Source organism: Acrocarpospora catenulata (assembly GCF_018476525.1).
GTDB classification, from domain to species: Bacteria; Actinomycetota; Actinomycetes; order Streptosporangiales; family Streptosporangiaceae; genus Acrocarpospora; species Acrocarpospora catenulata.
Genome location: NZ_JAHCST010000068.1, coordinates 1 through 23,074 on the forward strand (window position 1 = coordinate 1; position 23,074 = coordinate 23,074).

General features: G+C 65.1%; 20 protein-coding genes. 4 read left to right on the plus strand and 16 right to left on the minus strand.

Features of this window, described 5'->3' with window-relative positions; genetic code table 11:
- Window positions 1-142: 142 nt before the first annotated feature.
- Entirely contained in the window at window positions 143-2,188 is a 2,046-nt protein-coding gene (locus KIP79_RS39330) for a WD40 repeat domain-containing serine/threonine protein kinase (RefSeq protein WP_214110107.1), read from the minus strand.
- Between the two features lie 293 nt (window positions 2,189-2,481).
- On the opposite strand from KIP79_RS39330, the gene KIP79_RS39335 reads away from it, so the two are divergent.
- Window positions 2,482-3,624 (plus strand): zinc-dependent alcohol dehydrogenase, encoded by a 1,143-nt coding sequence (locus tag KIP79_RS39335; RefSeq protein ID WP_214110108.1) that lies wholly within the window; start codon window positions 2,482-2,484, stop codon window positions 3,622-3,624.
- Window positions 3,625-3,643: 19 nt separating this feature from the next.
- Here KIP79_RS39335 and KIP79_RS39340 read toward each other — a convergent pair whose 3' ends face one another.
- From KIP79_RS39340 to KIP79_RS39375, 9 genes are all read right to left on the minus strand, one after another.
- Window positions 3,644-4,000 (minus strand): cyclase family protein, encoded by a 357-nt coding sequence (locus tag KIP79_RS39340; RefSeq protein ID WP_214110109.1) that lies wholly within the window; start codon window positions 3,998-4,000, stop codon window positions 3,644-3,646.
- Window positions 3,993-4,124, minus strand: coding sequence for a hypothetical protein (locus KIP79_RS48795; protein ID WP_256447667.1), 132 nt, complete (start codon window positions 4,122-4,124; stop codon window positions 3,993-3,995). Before KIP79_RS48795 ends, KIP79_RS39340 begins: the two co-directional genes overlap by 8 nt.
- Window positions 4,125-4,139: 15 nt before the next feature.
- The gene (locus KIP79_RS39345) at window positions 4,140-4,493 is read right to left on the minus strand and encodes a four-carbon acid sugar kinase family protein (RefSeq protein WP_214110110.1); all 354 of its coding nucleotides are present in this window, start codon (window positions 4,491-4,493) and stop codon (window positions 4,140-4,142) included.
- A gap of 271 nt (window positions 4,494-4,764) precedes the next feature.
- Window positions 4,765-7,428: a site-specific DNA-methyltransferase gene (locus KIP79_RS39350; protein WP_214110111.1), complete on the minus strand. Its 2,664-nt coding sequence runs from the start codon at window positions 7,426-7,428 to the stop codon at window positions 4,765-4,767.
- 38 nt (window positions 7,429-7,466) lie between these two features.
- Window positions 7,467-9,530 (minus strand): DEAD/DEAH box helicase, encoded by a 2,064-nt coding sequence (locus KIP79_RS39355; RefSeq protein ID WP_214110112.1) that lies wholly within the window; start codon window positions 9,528-9,530, stop codon window positions 7,467-7,469.
- A gap of 115 nt (window positions 9,531-9,645) precedes the next feature.
- Window positions 9,646-10,281 (minus strand): transposase, encoded by a 636-nt coding sequence (locus tag KIP79_RS39360; protein ID WP_214110113.1) that lies wholly within the window; start codon window positions 10,279-10,281, stop codon window positions 9,646-9,648.
- The gene (locus KIP79_RS49860) at window positions 10,191-10,730 is read right to left on the minus strand and encodes a winged helix-turn-helix domain-containing protein (RefSeq protein ID WP_214110114.1); all 540 of its coding nucleotides are present in this window, start codon (window positions 10,728-10,730) and stop codon (window positions 10,191-10,193) included. The genes KIP79_RS39360 and KIP79_RS49860 overlap by 91 nt, the downstream gene beginning before the upstream one ends.
- A gap of 53 nt (window positions 10,731-10,783) precedes the next feature.
- The gene (locus tag KIP79_RS49865; protein WP_214110115.1) at window positions 10,784-12,853 is read right to left on the minus strand and encodes a DEAD/DEAH box helicase family protein; all 2,070 of its coding nucleotides are present in this window, start codon (window positions 12,851-12,853) and stop codon (window positions 10,784-10,786) included.
- Window positions 12,854-12,984: 131 nt separating this feature from the next.
- The gene (locus KIP79_RS39375) at window positions 12,985-13,242 is read right to left on the minus strand and encodes a hypothetical protein (protein WP_214110116.1); all 258 of its coding nucleotides are present in this window, start codon (window positions 13,240-13,242) and stop codon (window positions 12,985-12,987) included.
- A 623-nt stretch (window positions 13,243-13,865) separates the two neighbouring features.
- Here KIP79_RS39375 and KIP79_RS48810 point away from each other — a divergent pair.
- Complete coding sequence (locus tag KIP79_RS48810; RefSeq protein WP_256447668.1) at window positions 13,866-14,000, plus strand: hypothetical protein; 135 nt, start codon at window positions 13,866-13,868, stop codon at window positions 13,998-14,000.
- A 324-nt stretch (window positions 14,001-14,324) separates the two neighbouring features.
- Here KIP79_RS48810 and KIP79_RS39380 read toward each other — a convergent pair whose 3' ends face one another.
- The 3 genes from KIP79_RS39380 to KIP79_RS39390 form a co-directional block, all read right to left on the minus strand.
- Window positions 14,325-14,900 (minus strand): PIN domain-containing protein, encoded by a 576-nt coding sequence (locus KIP79_RS39380; protein ID WP_214110117.1) that lies wholly within the window; start codon window positions 14,898-14,900, stop codon window positions 14,325-14,327.
- Complete coding sequence (locus KIP79_RS39385; protein ID WP_214110118.1) at window positions 14,897-16,063, minus strand: helix-turn-helix domain-containing protein; 1,167 nt, start codon at window positions 16,061-16,063, stop codon at window positions 14,897-14,899. The genes KIP79_RS39380 and KIP79_RS39385 overlap by 4 nt, the downstream gene beginning before the upstream one ends.
- A 129-nt stretch (window positions 16,064-16,192) precedes the next feature.
- Window positions 16,193-17,074, minus strand: a complete 882-nt coding sequence (locus KIP79_RS39390; protein WP_308170123.1) for an EamA family transporter — start codon at window positions 17,072-17,074, stop codon at window positions 16,193-16,195.
- Between the two features lie 65 nt (window positions 17,075-17,139).
- Here KIP79_RS39390 and KIP79_RS39395 point away from each other — a divergent pair, with 65 nt between their 5' ends.
- Window positions 17,140-17,673 carry a MarR family winged helix-turn-helix transcriptional regulator gene (locus KIP79_RS39395; protein ID WP_214110119.1) on the plus strand — a complete coding sequence of 178 codons (534 nt, stop codon included), beginning with the start codon at window positions 17,140-17,142 and terminating at the stop codon, window positions 17,671-17,673.
- A 36-nt stretch (window positions 17,674-17,709) separates the two neighbouring features.
- Here KIP79_RS39395 and KIP79_RS39400 read toward each other — a convergent pair whose 3' ends face one another.
- Genes KIP79_RS39400 through KIP79_RS39410 form a run of 3 tightly spaced genes read right to left on the minus strand, consistent with a single transcriptional unit; the run spans window position 17,710 to window position 21,660 of the window.
- Window positions 17,710-19,404: a cation:proton antiporter gene (locus KIP79_RS39400; protein WP_214110120.1), complete on the minus strand. Its 1,695-nt coding sequence runs from the start codon at window positions 19,402-19,404 to the stop codon at window positions 17,710-17,712.
- 4 nt (window positions 19,405-19,408) lie between these two features.
- Entirely contained in the window at window positions 19,409-21,046 is a 1,638-nt protein-coding gene (locus KIP79_RS39405; protein ID WP_214110121.1) for an MDR family MFS transporter, read from the minus strand.
- On the minus strand, window positions 21,043-21,660 hold the full coding sequence (locus KIP79_RS39410) for a TetR/AcrR family transcriptional regulator (protein WP_214110122.1): 618 nt from the start codon (window positions 21,658-21,660) through the stop codon (window positions 21,043-21,045). Before KIP79_RS39410 ends, KIP79_RS39405 begins: the two co-directional genes overlap by 4 nt.
- Window positions 21,661-22,238: 578 nt before the next feature.
- Here KIP79_RS39410 and KIP79_RS39415 point away from each other — a divergent pair.
- Window positions 22,239-23,021, plus strand: a complete 783-nt coding sequence (locus KIP79_RS39415) for a neutral zinc metallopeptidase (RefSeq protein ID WP_214110123.1) — start codon at window positions 22,239-22,241, stop codon at window positions 23,019-23,021.
- Window positions 23,022-23,074 lie beyond the last annotated feature (53 nt).

Below are 23,074 nucleotides of genomic sequence, written 5' to 3' on the forward strand. Positions count from 1 at the left end.
CCACCCGCCCACCCATTATGGCCTTCGGCCGGATTTGGCTGTCGCCTGTTGGTACGGGTTGAAGACGATGGCCCGAGGCCCGAGGCCCGGTGAAATCCAGCCCAGCCCAGGGCCGGTTGCCGCCTGCGGCCGGATACAAGGTCTACTGGCCGAGGCTCCAGGCCCGAAGCGTGCGGTCCTGGGTCGCGCCCACCACGACGGAGCGGCCGGTGAGTTCGGTCAGGGCCACGGTGGCGGTCGCGCCGCTGGGACGGGAGCCTAGTTCGCCAATGATTTCGCCGTTTTCGAGATTCCAGATTCGTACGGTGATGTCGCCACCGGCCGGGTTGTGGGCGACCACCGCGACGGGCACGTCGCCGCGTTGCCCGGTGGTGAGGGCGGCGGTGCCGCGGTCGTCGGGGCTCTGGTCGCTGAATGACCACTTCTTCCGGCGTTTGCCGGTGGCCAGGTCGTAGACGCGGAGGGTGGCGTCCAGGTGGGTGGAGACCAGGACGGGCCTGCCGTCCAACTTGCCGCAGGCGAGTAGTTCGATGCCGCCGATGTCGCCGGTGCGGAAGGAATGCTTCAGCCTTCCCGTCGAAAGGCTCCAGACACGGATCCGTTCCGCGCCGTCACCTGTGACGAGTACGTCCTCCTGGCCGAGCCTGCCGAACGCCAGGCCACTGATGCCCTGGAAGTGGTCGGTGATCGTGGCGCCGATCTGCTTGCCGGTGGCGATGTCCCAAAGGCGTACGACACTGCGGAGGTCACGCAGGCTGTCGTACTTCTGGGAGACGGCCAGTGCCCGGTCACCGGCCCAGACCGCGATTATGGGGTCACCGGCCCGGTGCGAGGCGAGTTCCGCGCCCGTCAGGCTCCACAGCCGCATCCTGCCGTCGCTGTGTCCGGCGGCCACGACGGGAGTGCCGCCGCTGGTGCCGGCCGCCACCGAGGTCACCGCGCGGCCTCCGCCGCCGAGCCGGGTGAGCGTGTCCGTGTTCGCGTCCCAGACGAACGCGATCCCCTTGGACGTGCCGCAGACGACGGTGGCCCCGGCGGCGGTGATGACCGTCGGATCGCCATCTCCCTCGGCCAGGGGGACCGGCCCCTTGACCTCCGAACCAAAGGGCTCGGCCGCGATCGGGGTCGGGGGTGGGGAAATCTCAGGGCTGGCGGATGAGGATGTGGTCAGGGAGGAGCCTTGGTCCTGCTTGCCGACGCTCGGTGCGAAGATTCCACCTTCCTCCCGGAAGATGGCGAAAGCAGAGATTGCCACTGCGCCCGCGCCGACTGCACCGCCTATCAGAACCCGGCGACTGATCTTCCTGGTCTGATGCGGCAGGGTCTCCGCGTCCCTCACCGGTACGGGCGAAGATTCGGACCTCGCCGAAGACGGGATCGGCCCCGCCTGCCTGATCAACTGCCGCAGCAGGTCGGCTGCGGATGGCCGGGCCGCGGGATCCTTGGCGAAGCACGCCCGGATGGAATCCACCAGGTGAGCGGGCACTCCGGAGAGATCGGAAGCCTCGTTGAGTACGGCGTTCACGATCGCGGGGACGGTCTGCCCCGGAAACGGCTGGCGGCCGGTCGCGGCGAACACCATCGTGCCCGCCCAGCTGAAGACGTCGGACGCGGGTCCGACGCGCTCGCCCTTGAACTGCTCGGGCGACATGTAGGTGGGCGTGCCGATCGGCCCCGACGCCATCGTGGTCGAATCCAACGCCTTCGCGATGCCGAAGTCGATCACGATCGGGCCCTCCGGCCCGACCAGCACGTTGCCCGGTTTGAAATCGCGATGCACGATCCCGGCTTCGTGGATGGCGGCGAGCGCCGTCAGGGTGGAGATCGCGAGCCGGTCCAGCGCGCCTCCCGTCCGCGGGCCGGTGGAGCGTACGAGTGCCTGAAGGGTGTCCCCGGCCACGTACTCGCTCACGATGTACGGCTGTTCGCCCAGCAGTCCGACGTCCAACACAGCCGCCGTGCAGAACGCGGCCACCCGCCGCGCCGCCTTCACCTCGCGCAGAAAACCTCGGGTGGCGTCGTTGTCGCGGCTCAGATGACTGTGCAGCAACTTGACGGCGACCTCGCGCCCGGCCTCGTCGACCCCCTGGTACACCACTCCTTGACCACCGGAACCGAGGACGCCGACCAGCCGGTAGACGCCGATCCGCTCTGGATCACCCACCCGGAGCGGGCGGATTTCCGGCATCCTGCTCCTTTCTCCGGATTCGCTCGGGCGACTTATACGATACGACTGGAAGGTCGTCGATGATCGGCCCAGGGCCGAGGAGCGGAGAAGAGCCGACGCAACTGGCGTGGGTCGCCGACGTCGGGCACCGCCGATACGACGTGGAGACCTGGGCGGCCCATCAGGTGTCAGCTCCCGGGTCGTTGTTTACCCCAGCAGTGGGCGTATGCGGGTGATGACGATGTCGATGGGTTTGGTGGAGCGGTTGAGGCGCGACAGGGTGATCGCTCCTTCGAGTATCCGAGGGGGGCTCGATGCGTGAGCTGACCTTCGTTCGGACCGGCCGGCTGGAGTGGCGGGACCGGCCTGACCCGGTGCTGGTCGATCCGACCGACGTGCTCGTGCGGCCGTTCGTGGCGGCCCGCTGCGATGGCGACACGCTGCCGCTGCACCGTCCGGTCTCCCGCCCGATGTGGCTGGGGCTGAAGGTGGGCGCGATCGACCCGGTCGTGGCCTCGATCGTCGGCTCCGTGCCGTTTCAGGGTCCGTTCGGGATCGGGCACGAGTGCGTCGCGCAGGTTACCGCCCTCGGCGGCGACGTCACCTCGTTCACCGTCGGTGACATCGTGGTGGTGCCGTGGGCGATCTCGTGCGGCAGTTGCCGGGAGTGTGCGCTCGGGCTGACCGCGAAATGCTCAACGATGACCGCGCGGAGCCCAGGCAGGACTCTGGCGGCGTTCGGGTTCGGCCCCTCTTCCGGTCCGTGGGGCGGCATGATCGCCGACTCGCTGCGCATTCCGTTCGCCGATCACATGCTCGCCAAGGTCCCTGCCGGTCTCGATCCGCTGCGGGTGGCCTCGGGCAGCGACAACCTCGCCGACGCCTGGCGCGCCGTCGTACCGCCTCTGCGTCTGCGGCCCGGGGGACGAGTGCTGGTGACGGGTGGCGGTGCACAGAGCATCGGTCTGTACGCCGCCGGCCTCGCCGTCGCCCACGGTGCCGCGGTCGTGGACTACATCGACGACCGCGACGCCCGTCTCGAGGTCGCCGCCGGGTTCGGCGCGAGGGTGCACAAGGTCGGGAAGTCGCGCCGCAAGTCCCGGCTGTCCAGCTTCCCGACCAGCTACGACGTCGCCGTCGAGGCGTCGTCGCACCCACAGGGTCTGCGCGACGCGTTGCGCGCGCTGCGACCCGGCGGGATCTGCACCGGCACCGGCTACTACCTGGGCACGGGCACAAGGCTCCCGGCGATGGACATGTACGCCACCAGCGCCACGCTCAGCATCGGGGTCTCACACGTGCGGCCGGTGCTGCCCGAACTCCTCGACTTCGTCGCCACCACCGGTTTCGAGGCCGAACGGGTCACCAGCGTGCTCGCCGACTGGGACGACGCCCCGCATGCCTACCTGGAGCGCACCACCAAGGTCGTCCTCCACCGAGCCCCGCTCGCCCTCTGATCAGGCACCAGCCCGCCGGTCAGCGCGGCACGAGTGCGATCGCCCGGCCGGGGCCTCCCGACGAGCGGGCGACCTTCACCGGAAGGAAGACGAACAAGGCGCCCTGTGGGGGCAGTTCGCGCAGGTTGGCCAGGCACTCGATGAAGACCATGCCGCCGGACAGTCCGACGACGTGGGTCGCCGCGCCGTCTTCGGCCGGGCCCATGCTCGCGCCGTCAGTGCCGACGCACCGTACGCCACGGGACAGCAGCAGTTTCATCGTGTCCGGGGACGGTGCGGGCCAGGCGGCGCCGCGCCGGTGGGTGATCGCGTCCGACACGTACCGGCCACCGCCCTGGGCCGCCGGCACGTTCGGGCGGGCCGGGGAATCAGACATGGGCACCCCGCAGGCGGTCGACGAGTTCGGCCAGCGTCTCTTCGCTGCCGATGTTGCCGGCGAAGACGATGAGTGTGCGGCGTCCGTGCGCTCCGTCGATGGTCCACTGCGCGAGGCCCGTCATGACGGGGTCGGCCGCCTAGGCGGTCGCGGCTCCGAGCCCGACACGGGCGACGACGGCGGAGGTGATGCCGCCCTTGGCGACGACGGTGCGTGGGAGCCGGGTCATCTCATGCAGCACGCGTGCCAGGCGGTCGGCGATGCGTCGGTTCGACGCGAGGCCGCTGTGTCTGGCCGAGAGCGTTCGTGGGGTGGCCACGACGGCGAGGCCGTGGGCTGCTATGGAGCGGTCGGCCGCGCGGGCGAGGGAGCGGATCTCCTCGTCGGGGGCGGCGGAGTCGAGCGCGTCGAGATCGGCCGTGATCAGCGGCCCGGGTGGCGGCGTTCCAGCTCGGTCAGTTGACGGGTGGTCGTGGGCACGTGCGAACCGCACACGACGACGACCCCGTCGTCGGCTGCGGGCAGGGCGGCCAGGACTGGCGCACGGGCTGAGCCGAGATCGTTGAATCGTGCCTCCAGAGGGGATCTCCGGCCGAGGTGCTCATCTCGCTGGGGCTGGGCTTGTGGGATGGCTGGGGGTGAAACCTGATCACCTCGCACACCGTCGACTCAGGCAAGTGCGCATTAGCGCGTGTGGATCCAGGCTAGGCAGGATGCGAGGTGCCGGATGAGATCAACAAGCTACTCGACAGTAATTCCGTTGATCAAACCTCGTAGACCTGGATGACCTCGTCTCCATAGTGGTTGATGACTTTCACTGCGATCCTGCCCGACTCCGGTGTGGGGAATGGGCGTGAACGGGTTGAGTACAGTGACGCCCAGGTGCCGGCGTCGATCTCGGCACGGAGCGAATGCTTCAGCCTCCTGTACGGATCCTGGCCACCGGTGAAATAACAATGCCGAACGAAGAACGCCTCGCCGGTATAGTCGGTGTCGATCATCCATAGCGCGATGTCGTCCGTGCCGCTGGCCTTCACCTCGCCTGTCGATGGGTTGTAGATGTCCATGCCGCGGATCTCAACGACGAGTTCGTCGCCTCCGATTTTGTTGACCTCGATGTCCGGCTCGCCGAAGACCATGAAGAGGTTGGCGTTCTTGGTCTTCTTAAGCAGCACATCACCCATGACCAAGTCGGAGTTCATCCGTACGAACAGGATTGGCAGCTTGCCGAGCTTGCGCTCGGCAGCAACAGATGCGAAGTCATTTGGGTCACTTGGCGCGAACTCCTTGGCTGCCGGAACAGCCTGCGGATCGAACGCGAAAGCACACACAAGCAGGATCTGTGCACCGGTGCCTCTCAACGCCTCGCGGGCCGCCTCCTTCACCCATTCCGCGTCCACGGTTCCGTATTGTGGACCGATGCTCACCGCGATCCGCTCAGGTCCGGTCTTCTCACTCTCCTTCGGCTCGCCAAACGCCTGGATGTACCGACCCGCATGCGATTCCAGTGAAGCGAACAGGAGTCGTTCCTTCTTGAGGCCGTTCTGCACGCCCGAGGATCGCAGGTTGTCGATGATCGTTTGCTCGAACGAAGGGTTATCGATGGACGCATCTCCCGCCTTCTCGCTGGAGCTCTGGGTGTCTGTCGCGATCTTTCGATGTGGTGACAGACTTTCTACTGTGAAGCGGCCTGCGACACGGACCTTACTCTTGTCCTCGTAGGGCTTGTCGTAGAGAAGTTCAAACTCGGCGTTTCGGCCTATGATTGCGTCTATTTCTTCCCTAGACATCCCTTCCCTTAGGTCGACATTATTTGCGATGGACTTCAATGTGATGTGAGGAATTCGCCGATAGACGAAACCTTTGCGCACATCTCGATTTGTTGAATTGCCGCCTAGCTCTGCTTTGCCGGTAAGCTCCTGCTCCTTTTTGCGTCCCTCTGGAGAGTCTGCCAGGAAGTATGACGGATATTGGGAGCTCATGACTCGCTGGCGTGCCAGAGTGAGCGCAACACGTGAAGTGTCGATCGTGATCCAACGACGTCCCCACTGTTCTGCTACGCATGCAGTCGTTCCCGAGCCACAGGTTGGATCTAGAACGAGATCACCTGGGTCGCTGGTCATGAGCATGCATCGCTCGACCACCTTGGTATTCGTCTGGACGACATAGATTTTCGGGTCGGCGAAACCTGACGTTACCGTGTCGTCCCATAGGTTGTTGTAGGGGAAGGCGGGAAAATCGTCTAGATAGCGAACGTAAGTTAGCGTGTTGCCGATGGGCAGTAAGCGGCGAGCGTTGGCCAAACGTAACATTCCGGCGCGATTGGTCTTCCATCCGCCGGTGTTGGGGAGGTATTTTCGTCCGCCTACTTCTACCGGGAAAACGGTGGTCTGGCCGACGCGGGTCGTCTGTGAGGTGAGCTGATCGGGGCGCAGGAGGCGGTCTCCTGGTTCCGGGGACGCGCCTGATAGCCGTGCGCGAGAACCGTCAGGACGCTCCACCCACGTGTACTGGCCCCCTCCCTGTCCTCCTGCCTCTTTCGTTCGGAACATCTGTCGGTACTTGATGTTGGGCAGGTCCTTCGCGTACCACACGAGGTAACTGTTCACCGCTGCCAGCACGTTGGTTCCGCCCGCGAAGCTCCCGGCTCCGGAGGTGGTCTTGAAGGTGATGAGGGAGACGAAATTCTCCGAACCGAACACCTCATCCAACAGGCCGCGCACGAGGTGGACGTTCTCGTCGCCAATCTGAACAAAGACCGAACCCGACTCCGTCAGTAGGTCGCGTGAGACCGTGAGACGATCCCGCAAGTAAGAAAGGTATGAGTGGATGCCCAGCTCCCACGTATCGCGGAACGCTTTGATCTGTTCGACTTCGCGGGTGGTGTCCTCAAGTTTGCCATCGGAAACCTTGTTGCTGCGTGTGGAGACCTGCCAGTTGGAGCCGAACTTGATCCCGTACGGCGGATCGAAGTAGATCATCTGAACCCTGCCGCGCAGATCCTCTTTCTCCGCTAGTGAGCCCATAACCTGGAGCGAGTCTCCCAGGATCATGCGGTTGGACCAGTTGGCGCCGTGCAGGTAGTACTCGACTGAGTCCCAGCCACTGAGCCCGTCAAACTCTTCGGTGTTGAAGATTGTTAGTTCCGAGGCACGACGGAGGTTGTCAACCAGAACCCTCGGGTCGATCTTCTCCTGGATGTAGATGGGCGGCGCATCGACGATCAGGTCCTGCACGTCGGTTTCGTCCTTGCCCCGCCATACGAGCTGCGGGTCCAGGGATGGGTCGCGAGGCCAGCACATTGATGTGGTTCGCGCCTTTTCCTGGTCAACCAGTTCGGCGGCCTCGGCTGGAGGGATGTTGAGCCGTTTGTCGTCGTGTTTGATCGCCTCGACGGGCTTTGACCCGGTGCTCTTGTTGTGCGCCATCGCCTAAGGTCCTTCCTCTCCGTCGGAACGATCAATGGTCATGCGGCCGGTCCGGGTGCTTGGCGTTCCTCAGGGGATACGCGTGCAGGCGGGCTGAGGAGGCGTTGTCCGGTTTCGCGATCGTGAAGTGCCGTGAGTACGGAGGTGAGCCGGGTCTCCACCGTGTTCGGGTCACGGAGCTCGCAGTAGTCCCATAGGCCATGTGTGCCGTGGTTGTTGATGGCAGGCACCCAGAGGTTGGCTGCGGTCGACGCTTTCGCAAGGCTTTCCCCTGCGTTCTTGCGTCCGCCTGACATCTCGACGATCAGGGTTCGTGGTACACCGTCGTCACGGTCTGTCAGGCGCACCAGGAAATCGGGTAGGTACTGTCGGTTCATTCCATGGAAGGAGTAGGGGATCGAGAAGCCGAGGTGATCGTTCTTCACATAGGCCGCGACCTGGGGCAGCCGCTCGAGGGCCTCGGCGACGGTTTGCTCCCAGGTGTTTCCGTCTGGGCCATCGAGAACGACGAAGTTGACATGGCACTTGTCCTCGGCGGTAGCCCAGATGTGCTTAGTGGTGAAGAAGTCGACTTCCACAGTCGAGCCCACAGGGTCGAACGGTCGGAAGATTGGCACCACCCACGGTTCCGGTCGGCCGGAGAGCCCTTGCTGGCGCATGATTGCATTCCAGATGCGCTCGACTGCATCCTCGGCGTTCTGCGCCAGAGTCAGCAGCCCCGGAAACGTCTCGTCTCGATATGTGACGCACTCCTTCAGCCACTCCTTGGCGCAACGCAGTGCCTGTGGAAAGTACCAAGGCTTGGGGTTGTCGGTGTCGGAGAGCTTGGTCTCCACCACTCGCTTGGCCAGTCGGAAGGCGACCTGCTGGAGACGCATACGCTCCAAGTTCTCCAGCGTGTGCTCGTCGATCTCACCTACCACACCCGCTGTCTCGGTGTGGGTAGGCACGTGTCTCTTGTCCACCACGTAACGAGTCTCCGGCCCAAAGGACCAGCCCAGCGGTGCGTCGGGAAGTTCCATGCGATAGCCGATCAGCCTCGGATAGGTGATCTTGGCATTCGATCGCTCCCGGTCGGCGTGGACACGGGTTGACGGTTTGCGTGTGAGGTCCTTGGTCGGAGCGACCGTGGGGATGAACTGAAACGGCACCCCGTACACGTCGGCGTACTCGGGCGTGAAGTAGCCGCGTTCCTCGGTGGCGTACGAACGGCGGCGTAATCCGCGGCCGACTACCTGCTCACACAACAGCTGCGTGCCGAAGGCGCGCACCCCCAGGATGTGAGTGACGGTGTTGGCATCCCAACCCTCGCTGAGCATGGAGACACTGACCACACACCGGATGTGCTCCCCCAACTTGCCCTTCTTACCGACGGTGTTCATGACCTCACGCAGAACAGTCGCATCATCGATCTCGTCGACGGCACGGCCGGGATAGCGCGCACGGTATTCGGCCTTGAAGTCCTCGATCTCGTGCTGGGCGGCCTTCTTGAACTCTGGGGGTAGCGGCTCGCCGGACTCCAGTACCTCCGAGTCAACCAGGATTGAGTACGGTCGGTCATGCCACTTACCGTTCTCGACATTGGAGAAGAGCTCCAGCTTGCCGGGCACTAAGACCGACGTGTCATTGATCTGCTTCTCCCAGCCCGAGATCCAGTCGTAGACCATCTTGGAAGTGGTCGTGTTGTTGCATACGACGATGAAGACCGGCGGGGGCTCTCCATGCGTAGCTGCCTCAGAGTTGCTCCACTTGGTAAACGCTCTGTTGTAAGAGTCGTACAGACTATGCAGTGCCCCTTCCAAGGCTATCGGCATGTGGTCTGGAGACATTCCGCCCTGTGCCTTGCGTCCGCGTTTGCTCAGTCCCTCCTTGATCTCCGACCAGAGGTTGAGGTAGGTGACATCGGGCGAACGGCGGTCGTCGTCCACCGGTAGCCGCGGAATCTTGACGATGCCTGCTTCGATCGCGTCGATGAGCGAGAAGTCGCTGACTACCCAGGGGAATAGGGTGCCCTCTCGATAGCCGGAACCCGCGAGGAAGAATGGGGTGGCAGACAAGTCATACACCGTCTTGACGCCGAGCTTGATTTGTATGGCGCGCAACCCCCGGAACCAGATCCGCGCCTGCCGGTTGCGGTTTTCTGCTTCCTTCTTGGCTTCGCCTTTTAGGCTCCCTGCGTCGTGTTCGGAGGCGTACTGCTTGCCTCGATACTGATCTTTAATTCGTGATGTCGACTCCTGTCGTGAGAGTCAGGCCGGTCTCGGTGAGGCACCCGTCGACGAGGTGTGGTCGGTACTGGATCTTCTTCAGGCCACGCTTGATGACGCGGATGAGATGGGATAGATCGGCGGCGGCGAGGTTGGCCAAGACGCCGCGTTTGAGCAGGGACCAGATGCCCTCGACAGGATTGAGATCGGGGGCGTAGACGGGTAACTGGATGACGGTGAGCCAATCGGCGTGGTCGGCGGCGAACGTCTTCATGCCGGGCACCAGATGCCGGTTGAGGTTGTCCCAGACCAGCACGATCGGGCCGCCCAGCTGGAGGTGGGCGGTGAGGATCAGGTCCCGGTAGTCCATCCAGCCGAAGGTCTTGGGCTCGCCCTTGCGGCCCCGGTAGACGTGCAAGCGGTAGATGAGCCGTGAACGCTCACCGCTCTTGTAGCAGGCCAGGGCGGCGATGTTCACCCGTCCGCTCCCGCCGGCGCGGACGTGCACCACCGGGGTCCGGCCGCGCCGGCCCCAGGTACGAGCGCGAGGCGGCCTCAGCCCTTGACCGGCTTCGTCCTCGAAGCAGATCCAGGCGCCGTCGGCCGCCGCGGATCTTCCACCCGCGGCCACACCTGCTGCTTCCACACCTCGATCGCGGCCTCGTCGCGTTCGATCGCCCGCCGTGCCGGCCGCTGGACCGACCAGCCGTTGCGGCGCAGCAGCAGCCAGACGCCCGGCACCGTGTAGCCGATGTGGAACATCCGGCCGATCAGCGTCTTGATCCGCATCAGCGTCCACCGCTGGTCGGCGAACCCGTGTGCCAGAGGACCGCGTTCCAGTTCGGCCTCCAGGCGGGTGAACTGCACCGCGCTCAGTCTGGGCAGCGAGGGCGGGCCCTTGGAGGCCAGCGCCGGGGCGCCGCCCTCTCGCCAGGCATGCCGCCACCGCTCGACCGAACGTTCGGTGACGCGCAGCGTGCGGGCCACTGCCGCGTTGGTTTCCCCCTGCTGGAACATCTCGGCTGCTCGCAGCCGTACCGCTTCGCGACGCTGTTGCTCCTGGGGGGTGAAGCCGCCGCCTTGCGCATACCGCACACACCGGTCGTACCTGGCGGGTCAGCCCTCGTCAGCTACCCGACAAGACGCATTTAAGTTCGGTAGCAATGGTGAGCCTCATCGTTCAGTACCACGATGCCGGATGTGCCGCCGAGTTCTCGGCAGACCCGGCTGACCACCTGGCTCCAGCTCTCCTGGAAGGGACTGGGGCGTCCGGCACCGCCGGCCGCTACTTCCTTGGTGATCTTTGACGCTCCTTGTCCCTGCCTGGTCTCGCGTGGGTGGAAAGCGTGGAAATTGGTGATGACGATCCTCGCCTGCCGTAGTGCGTTCCACAGACCGGCAGGAACCAGGTCACGCTGCTTGTAGTAGTTTTCGGCGCTCTCCGGGAGCAGCACACGCAGGCGATCTCTAATCGTGATGCCCGGCGTCACCACCAGGAACCGGCGAGCATACTGTCCACGTTTTTCTCCGGCCGCGTAGTTCAGCGTCTGCCAGGCGATCAGCATCGCCATCACCACAGTCTTGCCCGAGCCGGTCGCCATCTTCAGCGCGACCCGGGGGAGCCCGTCATTGTGCTCAAGGTTCTGGTCATTAAGGTAGTTGCGAATCCAGGTCTGGCCATCCTTGACGGCCGCCTCGGCGATGTAGATCGCGGTCTCGGCAGCCTCCCGCTGACAGAACAGGATTGGATTGTCCCGACCCGGGTCCGCCCAGTACTCCAGCAGCTTGCGAGTGGTCGCGGTGACATTGGGGTAACCGCGTCTCCGCCACACCTCTACCCGGGTGCGGATCTCGTTGACCTGGGTATTTGGCTCGATCCGGTCGGCGGACAGTTCCGGGATCTCCATCTGCTGTCCATTCTTGCGAGATCTGGGGACAGGCATGAAGTACGAACTGGGGCGTCGACGCTCGATGATCTCGTTGGTAATGCCGTCTTTGCCGAACCGGAAGTGTCGCGTGGGCTCATCGTAGGGAGAGTTGAGGATCGGGTCGTCAAGGATCACATCACTCATGCGAGAACTCCCTTTCGTCCCTACGTTCACCGGGAATCTGTTCGACGAACCAGATGAGCGCGTCCCGCAGGCAGGCCGCTCCCTGTCCACGCAGCGCGGGAAACCGGCCCGACATTCCAATCCGTCCTCGGGTAACGCCACCCCTGGAATCCGGTTCAATCGGTCGAGTAGCGCTGTGCGTAGGTCTCTGTCGTCGAACGGAGGGCGCTGAGCGAGGCGGTCGAAGGTCACGAAGACCTTGCCGGTGACTGGGTAGATCGCGATGGCCCAATGATCGGTGTCCGCACTGCTGAAGATGGGGACACAGGAGGTCTCCTCATGGGAACCGTAGGTGATCCAGCCGCCGAGTCTGGTCCAGTCTCTGAGTAGCAACAGCACTGAGTGGGCCTCAGCCTGGTGTTGGGAGAGCAGACTCTCAAAGCGGTGCGCGCGATCCTGTTGCTCGATCTTGACGAAGGTGCTGCGCCGACCTCCCTGTGGCAGTACGGAGCGATCGATATCACCGATCGCCAGCAGCATTGCTCTCACCAGCTGTTCGACGCGTTCGATCACTCGTTCAACCTGTTCGGCGGAGATCGGCGTCTTGTCTCCGGGATTTTCAGGATCACGATCGGCCTCATGGGAGATCCGATTGCGACGACGGACAATTTTGGTGAGTTCGTCCGTCACGTCCTGAGAAGTGACCCGCGCACCGTTCGAATTCTCGCTGGTGAGGATGCGGGCTACCGTCTCCCAGAGCTTGACATCACTGATCAGCGCCAGCGCCGATTTGATCTTGTCGGGATTCTGGAACGACTGCCACCCCAGCTTGTTCTTGAGATGTTCCCGGAAGATTTTCTCAGCGGGATCAGCGCCCAGGCTGAGTGCGTCGTGCACCGTCATGGGGATCTCGAAGTCGCGAAATCTGCTCGGCATGGCTGCTTCGTGAACCTGAACGAAGTAGACAGCTCGGTCGTAGATCTCCTCGTGCGCCCAGTGATCCATGGCAGACACCGCCTGGACCCAGGCAGCCCGATAAAGGTCGTCGACGTCGAAGGAGCCAACCTTCAGCCCGACCATGCACTGGGCGCTGTCCACCATCTGTCGGGCGAACTTGAGGTTCCGTAGGAACTCGGCGAAGGTGTCTGTCGGGGGGACGGAGAGCACCAACTGCCCTTTCGGAGTGAATGGTGATACTTGCGAGCATAATTGTGAGCTCGGTTCTTCATTGTGTAAAGATTTGACGCCGTCCATGCATTTCGTTTAGGTAACGCAACTACGGCTATGATGTACCCGTTTCAGTCAGTCAGGCACATAAGCTGACAGAGACTCTGAAGTGGGCATGTTTGTGGCAAGGTGGAGAAGTCGGACTTCTCGAAAAAGTAATCGAGTACCAGAGAGCTTAATTGCTGAGGTTGGAGGCTGGAGTTCCAGGCCGGTCTTGGCGAGAACCCGCTCAGCAGCCAGCGGCGGTACTGCATCAATTTCAGCCGGTTCTTGACCAGCCCGAACTGATCCGAGGTGCGGGCTGCCGGGTTGGCCAGAAACTTCTTCACGTGCGCCCAGACCGCCTTGACCGGGTTGAGTTCCGGCGCGTAGGCGGGCAGTAGAAACAGTCAGTACGGGCCGGTGGTGATCAGCTCGCGCTTCCGGGCTGGCCGAGTGATGGGTTGTTCAGGTTGTCCTACACCATCAGCGGCGCCCCGGGCTGCTGATGCGCCGCATCGAACAAGGCCGCGTATCAGCAGGTGCCAAAACCCTTCGGCTCGCCCTTGCGTCCGCGATGGGCGCGTATGCGGTAGATCAACCGGGCCCCAGCGGTCGGATCAGCCGGCCTGACCCGCCACCAGAACGGCGATAGAGATCCGGCCGCCCTCGGCAGTCACTTCCATAGATCAACCGGGCCCCAGCGGTCGGATCAGCCGGCCTGACCCGCCACCAGAACGGCGATAGAGATCCGGCCGCCCTCGGCAGTCACTTCCATAGATCAACCGGGCCCCAGCGGTCGGATCAGCCGGCCTGACCCGCCACCAGAACGGCGATAGAGATCCGGCCGCCCTCGGCAGTCACTTCCATCACCGGGGTGATCCCGCTCCCCGCGCTCTCCCGGCGCTTCAGCCTCTAGGAGAACTGCCGCGCGGCCGTCTTCATCGGAAGCGTCTACCGCTCGATGCCGCGCATGTCCGCCGACTGGAAGACCATCGTGAAGCTGATAGGCAAGGAGTCGAACGACTTCGCCGGCACGGCCAAGAGCATCGCTTACAGGATGAACCGCGGCTTCACCACCCGTCACCCCAAGCCCTGTGAGACCTGATCGGCGCCTGACCAGCCGCAGGAGCCACTATGACCGGGTCCTGGACCGCGCGACCTTACCGCGCGACCTTGTCGAGGCTGCGCTGGCTGTTCTTATCGCTGTGATGGATCACACCGGTGATGTCAGCGGCCCAGATCCGGCTCGGCCCGATCGCGGGTGAATTTTTCGTTGCACCAGGTTGGAGAAGCCAGAGGCGACCGGCCTGTCGATCTCTCGTAGGCCGGCGTGGACTCGTGGCACCCCGTAGATTTCACCCGAGGCTCGATGATTTGTCGCGGATCCTGGCGGTCAGGCAGTTCACGTGGCGAATGGCGAGGTAACGCCTCAAAACCAGGGGCCGAGATCACCGACGAGCAGATCGGCTGAGGTGAGCTTCACACGCATCCGGTTATGAGCGCGCAGAGTGTCGAGGTAGTCGTCGACGATCTCGGGGGAGGCGATGCCACGGGCGAGTAACTCGCTGAGGACGCCGACTGTGGACGCGGCACGCACGCTGTAACGGCGGTCGCGGGCAATCGCTCGGGCACCGTGGTCGTCGCTGATAAGGCGGCCGGTGCCGGCCTTCGTCAGCAGGTGGATGCTGGCGGCCTCCCCGAGGTGATCGAGGCTGTCGTCATCACAGCCGACAGCGATCGCGGCGCGAATGCCCTCGATCGCGACATGGTCGGCTTCGTCAGTGATCTCGATGGGGTGCCCGAGCCAACTTGTCGCCCAGTTGCAGGCTCGCCCTGCTTGTGGGTGGGGAGGCTTTCGTGTGCGCTGCCGGGTCAGTTCCGTCTGTACTGCGCGCGTCCATCCGGCGCGGCCGGTGTACCGATTCTTGAACAGAGCGGCGACCGGCGAGTACGACAGATTGATGATCGAGCAGGTGTCGAAAAGGAAAGCCGGAGTCTCGGTCATAGATCAGCCAGGTCGTCCTGAACGGCGGGAGGCTGTATGCTGGCGTCGGCGAGGCGCGCGTACAGGATGTCCGGGTCCTCGTCGAGCAATGAACTGAGCACTCCGAGCCCCACGTGGCCGTTCTGGTAGCCCTGCTGAGCGGCCATCCAAAGGCGCGGCGGAAGGCGTCGGGTCTCGTCGGGCGCGGTCAGATCGTGTGGGGTGAGGTCGCCTGCGGCTCGAAGCACATTTGTTGGGGTCTGTGCCAGCCAGGCATCGCGCTGGGCGTCGCTGAGCAGGCGAACTGAGCGGTCGGCGAGCCGGTAGACCAGCGCACGGTAGCTGACATCGAACTCCCGCATGAGCTCGCCGAGAACGCCCTCGTCGAGTGGGTGCCCGGCGATCACCTCGTGGAGCCCGTCGACCGGCATGAGCAGGGCGGCAGCGAAAGCGTTCGCTCGCTGTTCAGCGGGTGTCCTGACCATGAACACGTCAGTTTCGACGATTACCTCGCGGGGGTCACCGAGGATGTGGTGAGCGAGTTCGTGCGCGCCGGTGAAACGCTGATGCCCTCGCGGGTACGAAGAGCTCACGAGTATGACTGCGACATCCGCGCCGTGGGCGCAGAGGCCGCTGACCGCCTTGCCTATCGGCCAAACCAGTGCATTCAGCCCGAAATGCCGCTCACAGAGGGCGGGCAGATCCGCAATCGGCGCGCGACCCAGGCCGAGTTCTTCACGAACGATCGCAGCCAGGCGGGCTCCCGCGCTCACCGGGGAGCCCTCCGTCAGACGCTCGGCTTCGGCCCGTCGCATAACGGTGGTGCCAGCCGTTGACAGCGGTGCCGGCCGCAACCCGACGGCGTCGCTCAGGGCCGCTTCGGACTCAAGGAGTTGCCTGACGCGGCGCCGGGCCGGGCGGGTCTCGTCCTGGCCCGGCTCGCTCATCACGCGTGCGGCCAGCGCCAAGGTGCTCTTACGACTCACGCCGAGCACCTCCGCCAGTGTGACGCCGAGAGCCTCGGCGACCAATGCGACCTCGCTGACGTCGAGCTTCCGAGTGCCGTTCTCGATCTTCGAGACTTGGGACTTCGTCAGACCGAGCGCCTGGCCCAGCTCTGCTCCGGTGATGCCTCGCACCGCCCGCAGCGCAGCGATTCGCGCACCTACCGACTGCTCGTTCATGGCACTAACGTTGTCAGATGGTTTCCAATATAGCAACTCTGATCATATGAAGTTTCCACCTTTGCCGTTCCTGCGCGCAGAGGGTGCGCGGTGAGGTTCTGATCCCGGACGATGGCATGGGCGTCGGGGTCACGGGCCGGCTCCTCGCGACTGCGACAGCCCGCCTCTCGTCGCCAGGCGCCTGACGAGGCGGGCTGTGGCGGGCTGGCCCAGCAGGATGCCGGTGAGGACGAGGATGAGTCCGCACATCTGTTGCGCGGTGAGTCTCTCGTTGGCGAGTGCGGTGCCGAGCAGGACCCCGGTCACCGGGTTGAGGAGTCCGATGAGGCCTACCGTCGCGGCGGTCAGATGGCGCAGCCCGGCGAACCAGGCGGCGAAGGCGAGTGCTGTCGCGACGACCGTGATGTAGGCGAAGCCGAGGGTCGCCGGGCCGTCCAGGGACGGCGGGGCGCCTTCCACTATGAAGGCGACGGGCAGCAGGGCGATTCCGCCGGCGATGAGTTGCCACGAGGTGAGCGAGATGACGTCGACCTGCGCGCTCCACCGTTTGGCCAGCACGAAGCCGAACGACGACATGACCATGGCCAGGACGGAGGCCAGTACGCCGGACGCGTCGACCGACGCCGTGCCGTCGAGGAGCAGGAGGCAGACGCCCGCGATCCCGATGCAGGCCCCGGTCACGTGCGCCGCCCGGGGACGTTCGGCGAGCGCCGCCCAGGCGAACAGCATCATCATCACCGGGGAGGTCGCCATGACCGTCGATGCGATGCTCGTCGGCAACGTCTGCGCCGCCAGGTAGACCAGCGCGAAGAAGGCGCCCATGTTCAGCGTGCCGAGAACCAGGGAGCGCCACCACCATTGACCCCGGGGCAGCCGCCGCGCCACGAGCAGCAGGAGCAGGCCGGCCGGCAGGGCGCGGATCACGGCCCCGTACAGGGGGTGGTCCGGCGGTAGGTATCGGTGAGTGACGAGATAGGTGGAGCCCCAGGCGATCGGTGCAAATGCGGTCACCGCCGACCATCGGAAAATACCTTCCATGGAAGGAATATAGCTTCCCGGGAAGTTATATTGGCATTGTGACTGAGCACCTTGACCACGTCGCCCGCATCCAGCAGGCCTGGGCCCGCGAGCGACCGGATCTCGATGTGAGCCCCCAGGGCGTGATCGGCCGGCTTCACCGGCTCGCCGGCCACCTGACCGATCGGCTCTGCGCGGTCTACCGTCGCTACGGGCTGGGCGAAGGAGAGTTCGATGTGCTGGCCACGCTCCGGCGCGCTGGAGAGCCGTACGAGCGGGCGCCCGGGGAACTGGCCGCGCACACCATGGTGACCACGGGTGCGATGACCAAGCGCATCGACCGGCTGGAACGCGCGGGGCTGGTCGCCCGCCGGCGCAGCGTCACCGACGGCCGTGGCCGGGTCGTGGCGCTCACCCGGGCGGGCCGGGAGCTGATCGACCAGGCGTTCACCGAGCACATGGCGAACGAGCACCGTCTGCTCGACTGCCTGACGCCGGAGCAGGCCGCCCAGTTGGAGGCACTGCTGGCCGCCTGGCTGGCCTGCTTCGAGACACCTCGACCCGAGGGCGGCGACGGAAGGTCAGCCGAGTAAGGGCGAGCCGAGAATCGTTGGTGTACGCAGTGAAGGTCACCCAGGAACATGTTTTTCGAGCCGTGCGATCTCGTTGTCGATGAAGTGTTGTGCACGTTCCAGGGTGTGTGAGCTGTAGGTGCCTGCGGCGCGTGCGTCCAGGAGCGCGGTCTGTTCCGCGTCGAACAGGAGGCGTTGCAGTTCGCGTTTCTGCTGGAGCGGCCCGTCGGCGTCGGTCGAGTTCAGCATGGCGTCGATCGCTTCAGCGGTGGCGAGGCGGCGCGTGCGCAGCTGGTCGATCACGGCTGCGTCGAACGGCTGGCCGTTCTCTCTCCGAAGCATCGTGTTGTCGAGAACCGCGTGGGTGGCGGTGGTGATCTCGGTGGCCAGGCGCCCGAGCTCGCGGCGTTGGTGGTCGGCGTCGGTGCCTTGGATGCCGAGCGTCTTGATGAGGAGCGGAAGGGTGCCGCCCTGGGCGATGAGGGTGACGATCGCGACGGTGAAGGCGATGAGTATCAGCTCGGCGCGGTGGGGCACGTCGGCGGGGAGCGATTGGGCGGCGGCGAGCGTGACGACGCCGCGCATGCCGGACCAGGCGATGACGGCGCCGCCACGCCAGCCGAGCCCTTCCCTGGTGAGGAAGACCGCGTCCGCGTGGCGTCGGCGCAGGAAGCGGGTGGCTTTCGCACGGTCCAGCGCGGCCAGGCTGTCGAGCGCGGTGTCGATCCGCCGGGTGAGCCGGGCGGCGTTGCGCTGCCGGCGCCGCAGGGCGCCGATGAGCGGGACGACGAACACGACCCGGAGGATGATCAGTGCGAGGGTGGCGAGCAGGCCGATGCCGATCGCCCTCCATACTTCCTGTCCCGTGTTCTGAACCTCGGCGACGATGACGGTGATCTCGAAGCCCATGAGGAGGAACACGCCGTTCTCCAGCAGCAGCTGGATGGTGCGCCAGTTGGTCCGCTCCGAGATGCGATCCTGCGCGGCGAACCGGCGGGCGCTCTGATTGCCGGTGATGAGGCCCGCCACGACAACGGCGAGCACTCCGGAGGCATGCAGCTCCTCGGCCGGGATGAACGCGAGGAACGGTACGACGAGCGAGATCGCCGTCGTGAGGACCGGCTGCTGGCGGATCTTGGCGCGTGCCCACACGGAGACGATCCCGACGACCGCGCCGACGGCGACGCCGATGACGACGGCGAAGCCGAAGTCGCCGACAGCGCTCCCGAAGGAGACCGAGCCCGCGATCGCGGCGACAGCCGTACGGAGCATCACCAGTGCGGTCGCGTCGTTGACCAGGCCCTCGCCTTCGAGGATGGTCACGAGCCGGGGAGGCAGCCCGAGACGTTTGCCGATGGTGGTCGCGGCGACCGCGTCCGGTGGACTGATGACCGCGCCCAGGGCGACGGCGGCGGCCAGGCCGATGGTCGGCAGCAACCACCAGATCAGCAGGCCGGTGCCGAACGCGGAGACCACGACGAGCAGCACCGACAGGGCGCCGATCGCGCCGAAGTCGCGGCGGAAGTCGACGACGGGCATGTTGACCGCCGCGGCGTACAGGATCGGCGGCAGCACGACCATCAGGATCCACTCCGGGTCGACCAGGAGTTCGGGCGCTCCGGGGATCAGGCTGCACCCGATGCCGACGAGCACCAGAAGCACCGGTGCCGCGATGCCCAGCTTGGGGGCGAAGTAGGACACCACGACGATGATCAGTACCGCCGCTACGGCGAGAAGTGCGACTTGCTCCATGGGCTCAGAGGTCGGCTGTCTTCCGGGGGGAATCCTGGCCGAGCGATCCGTCCCGATCGACCGGCGAGGTGCCGGCCAGCTGCCCTTCGGCGGCGACGTCCCGTTCGATGCTGGTCGCCAGGGGCTTCTCCTTGATGAACAGCAGGGTGATGAAGGCGATCGCCGCGAGGGGGACGATGAACAGGAAGATCGGCAGGAGCGCCTCGTTGTAGGACTCGATGATCGGGGTGCGAATCGCGTCCGGGAACTCGTTGACCACGGCTGGGGTGAGCGAGTTCAGGCCCGTGTCGCTGCCGCCGCCATTGGCTCCGAGCGTGGCGAGCTTCTCCGTCAGCAGGCCGGTCAGCCGGGAGGCGAAGATCGAGCCGACGACCGCGGAGCCGAGGGTGGCGCCGACCTGCCGGAAGTAGTTGTTCGCCGCGGTCGCGGTGCCGACGATGCGAGCCGGGAAGGAGTTCTGCACGATCAGCGTGAGGATCTGCAGGCCCAGGCCGATGCCGACGCCGATGATCGCGAGGTACGCGCACATCAACGGCGTGGGGCTGTCGACCCGCAGGGTGGACAGGAGCGCGAGGCCGATGCCCATGATGACCGAGCCCGCCACCGGGAACAGCTTGTACTTCCCGGTACGCGAGACGATCTGCCCCGAGATGACCGACGCGATGAGCAGGCCGCCCATCATGGGGATCATCAGCAGGCCGGCCTTGGTGGCGTCCACGCCCGTGACCATCTGGATGTAGGTGGGCATGTAGCCGATCGCGCCGAACATGGCCACGCCGGTCAACAGTGCGGCGATCGTGGTCAGGGTGAAGTTGCGGTCCCTGAACAGCGCCAGCGGGATGATCGGGCTGGACGCGCGGGACTCGGCGAGCACGAACAACGAGGACAGGATCACGGCGGCGACGATCAGCCAGATGATCTGCGGTGAGTTCCACGCGTAGGTGTGGCCGCCCCAGGTGCAGACCAGCACGATCGCGGTGGTCGCCGCGGCAACCAGGATCATGCCCAGGTAGTCGATCCGGTGCCCTGCGGAGTGGTGGTTCCTGGGCAGGCGGAGGAAGAACACCGTGGCGAGCACCGCGACGATGCCGAGGGGGAGGTTGATCCAGAACGCCCACCGCCAGCCGGGCCCCTCGGTGAGCCAGCCGCCCAGCAGCGGGCCGGCCACCGAGGCGACGGCGAACACGGCGCCCATGACGCCCATGTACTTTCCGCGATCACGAGCGGGCACGACATCCGCGATCGCGGCCTGCGAGAGGATCATCAATCCGCCGCCGCCGAGACCCTGGACCACCCGGCCCACGATGAGCCACTCGATGTCGCCGGCCAGCGCACCGACGACCGAGCCGCCGACGAACAGCAGGATCGCGGTGATCAGAACGGGCTTGCGGCCCAGCAGGTCGCTGATGCGGCCGTAGACCGGCATCATGATCGTCGAGGCGAGGATGTAGCCCGTGATCACCCAGGTCATGTGATCCACGCCGTCCAGCTCGCCGATGATCGTCGGCAGCGCCGTGGAAAGCACGGTCTGGTTCAGCGCCGCCAGCAGCATCGTCACCATCAGGCCCGCGAACAGCAGGCCGATGTTCTTGGAACTGGTGCCCTTGTCGGGTACGGCCTCCGATTCGATGGTGGTTGTCACAGAATCTCCTTGAGAGCAGCGCGGAAGACGGAGATCGCCGACTCGATCGCGTCCGGGCTCGCGGCGTCCACCGCGCCCGGATCACGGGTGTAGGCGAAACGCAGCACCGCACTCGCGATCATCAACAGGGCGCGCGACGACTCCGCGGAACGGGACTGCGCGGGACCGGACCCGGAGAGGCGCTCGGCAAGCACTGCCTCGATAAGCCCCTCAGCCGTCGATACGTGCTGAGACAGCCGATCCCGCAACTCGGGAAACCGGGCCACCAACTCACGGCGCTCCCCTGGGGCGCCACCCGCCTGCATCGTCGTACGTATGATCGCGACGATTAAACGGATGGTCCGCGTGAACTGGTCCGCATCCGACTCCTCATCGAGGAAGCGTGACAGCTCCTCCTCGGGGACGGACGGCGGCGTGGTGCCCAGAACCGCGTCCTCCTTCGAGGCGAAGTAGTTGAAGAACGTCCGCCGCGACACCCCGGCGCGATCGGTGATCGCCTCCACTGTCGCCGCCGACAGACCGCCCTCCCGCACGAGCGCCACCGCAGCCTCGTGCAACTGGCGGAGGGTCTGAACGCGATGGCGCTCCCGGAGACCAACTTGATGTTCTTGCATAGATGCATACTATGCACGAGTGCAAACTTGCACAAGTGCAGCTATTGGGAGATCAGCCTCCAGGAGCCGGGTTGGCCCGTCGGCGTCGGGCCAGTAGGTCAGGGCGCCGTACTCGAAGTGCTGCCGGGAGGTGCCCGCCGCGTAGCCCGGGAGGTTGACCCCGGTCACGCCGACCGGGCAGCCCTTGACGGACGTGCTGCGCTTGAGCTCGTTCCGCCAGTACGCCCCGACCGTGCCAATGGGAACGGCTTTGCAGTCGCGGGGCTGTTGGGCGCCGATCGCGATCGGGGGCGCGAGCCGCCGCCGGGGGCCGCCAACATCGTGGTAGCGGTGACAAGCCCGACAAGAGCGGCTGTGAATCTCCTCATGCCGCCCGACGGTAGGAACCACCGGACCGGCCGATTGAGTACCACCCTGCTCAATTTCCGCCTCGGGCACCTCACGTACGTCTCGGCGACAGGGCAAGTCCACGACCACGCCACCCCGGGGCGGCGCGACGGCACCGACCGAGTGACCCGATTCCAGCACCGATAAACGGGTTTGCGTCATCTGAGTCAGGCCGGAACCATGTGAGGCTTGTGAAACGAATCCTGATTCCTGGTCTGCTCTTAGCGGTCGCCCTTCCGGTTCTCGCCACCCCCGCTCATGCCGACCCGAAGGACGACACGACCCTTACCGACAACGCCCTGTACCGCAGCGGTGTGATCCCCCGTTCCGTCTGCGCCGAGAAGCCGATCCGCAAGCGGAACAATCCCGCGGTGGCCAAGATCTACGTGAACTCCGTGTTGCGCTGCCTGGACCGGGTGTGGTCCAAGCAGCTCGCCAAGTCGGGCCAGAAGTTCAAGAAGCCCAAGGTGTCGCTGCTGACCAAGAACCCCCGCCGTTTCTGCGGCGAGGAATGGCTCAAGGACTGGTTCTCCGAGTACTGCCACAAGGACCAGTCGCTCGTCATCGTGCTCGACCGGCGGCTGCTCAACCTGGACCCCCACGACCTGTACATCTTCAACCTCACCGCCAACCTGTACGCCGACCACGTACTCAACCTCACCGGCATCGACGCGGCGATGCGCGAGCACATCCCGGACTCCGACGACGAGGACTTCGTGGAAGCTCTCCCGGCGCTCTCGCGGCGCATGAGACTCCAGGAGAACTGCCTCGCGGCCGCCTTCATCGGAAGCGTCTACCGCTCGATGCCGCGCCCGTCCGCTGATTGGAAGACCGTCGTGAAGCTGATGGGCAAGGAGGCAAACGACTTCGTCGGCACGGCCAAGAGCATGGCCTACTGGATGAACCGCGGCTTCACCACCCGCGACCCCAAGGCCTGCAACACCTGGTCGGCGCCCGATTCCCGAGTCGCCTGACCGGCCGCGATATAGGACCACAGTTAATGTAACTGTGGTCCTATATCCACGGG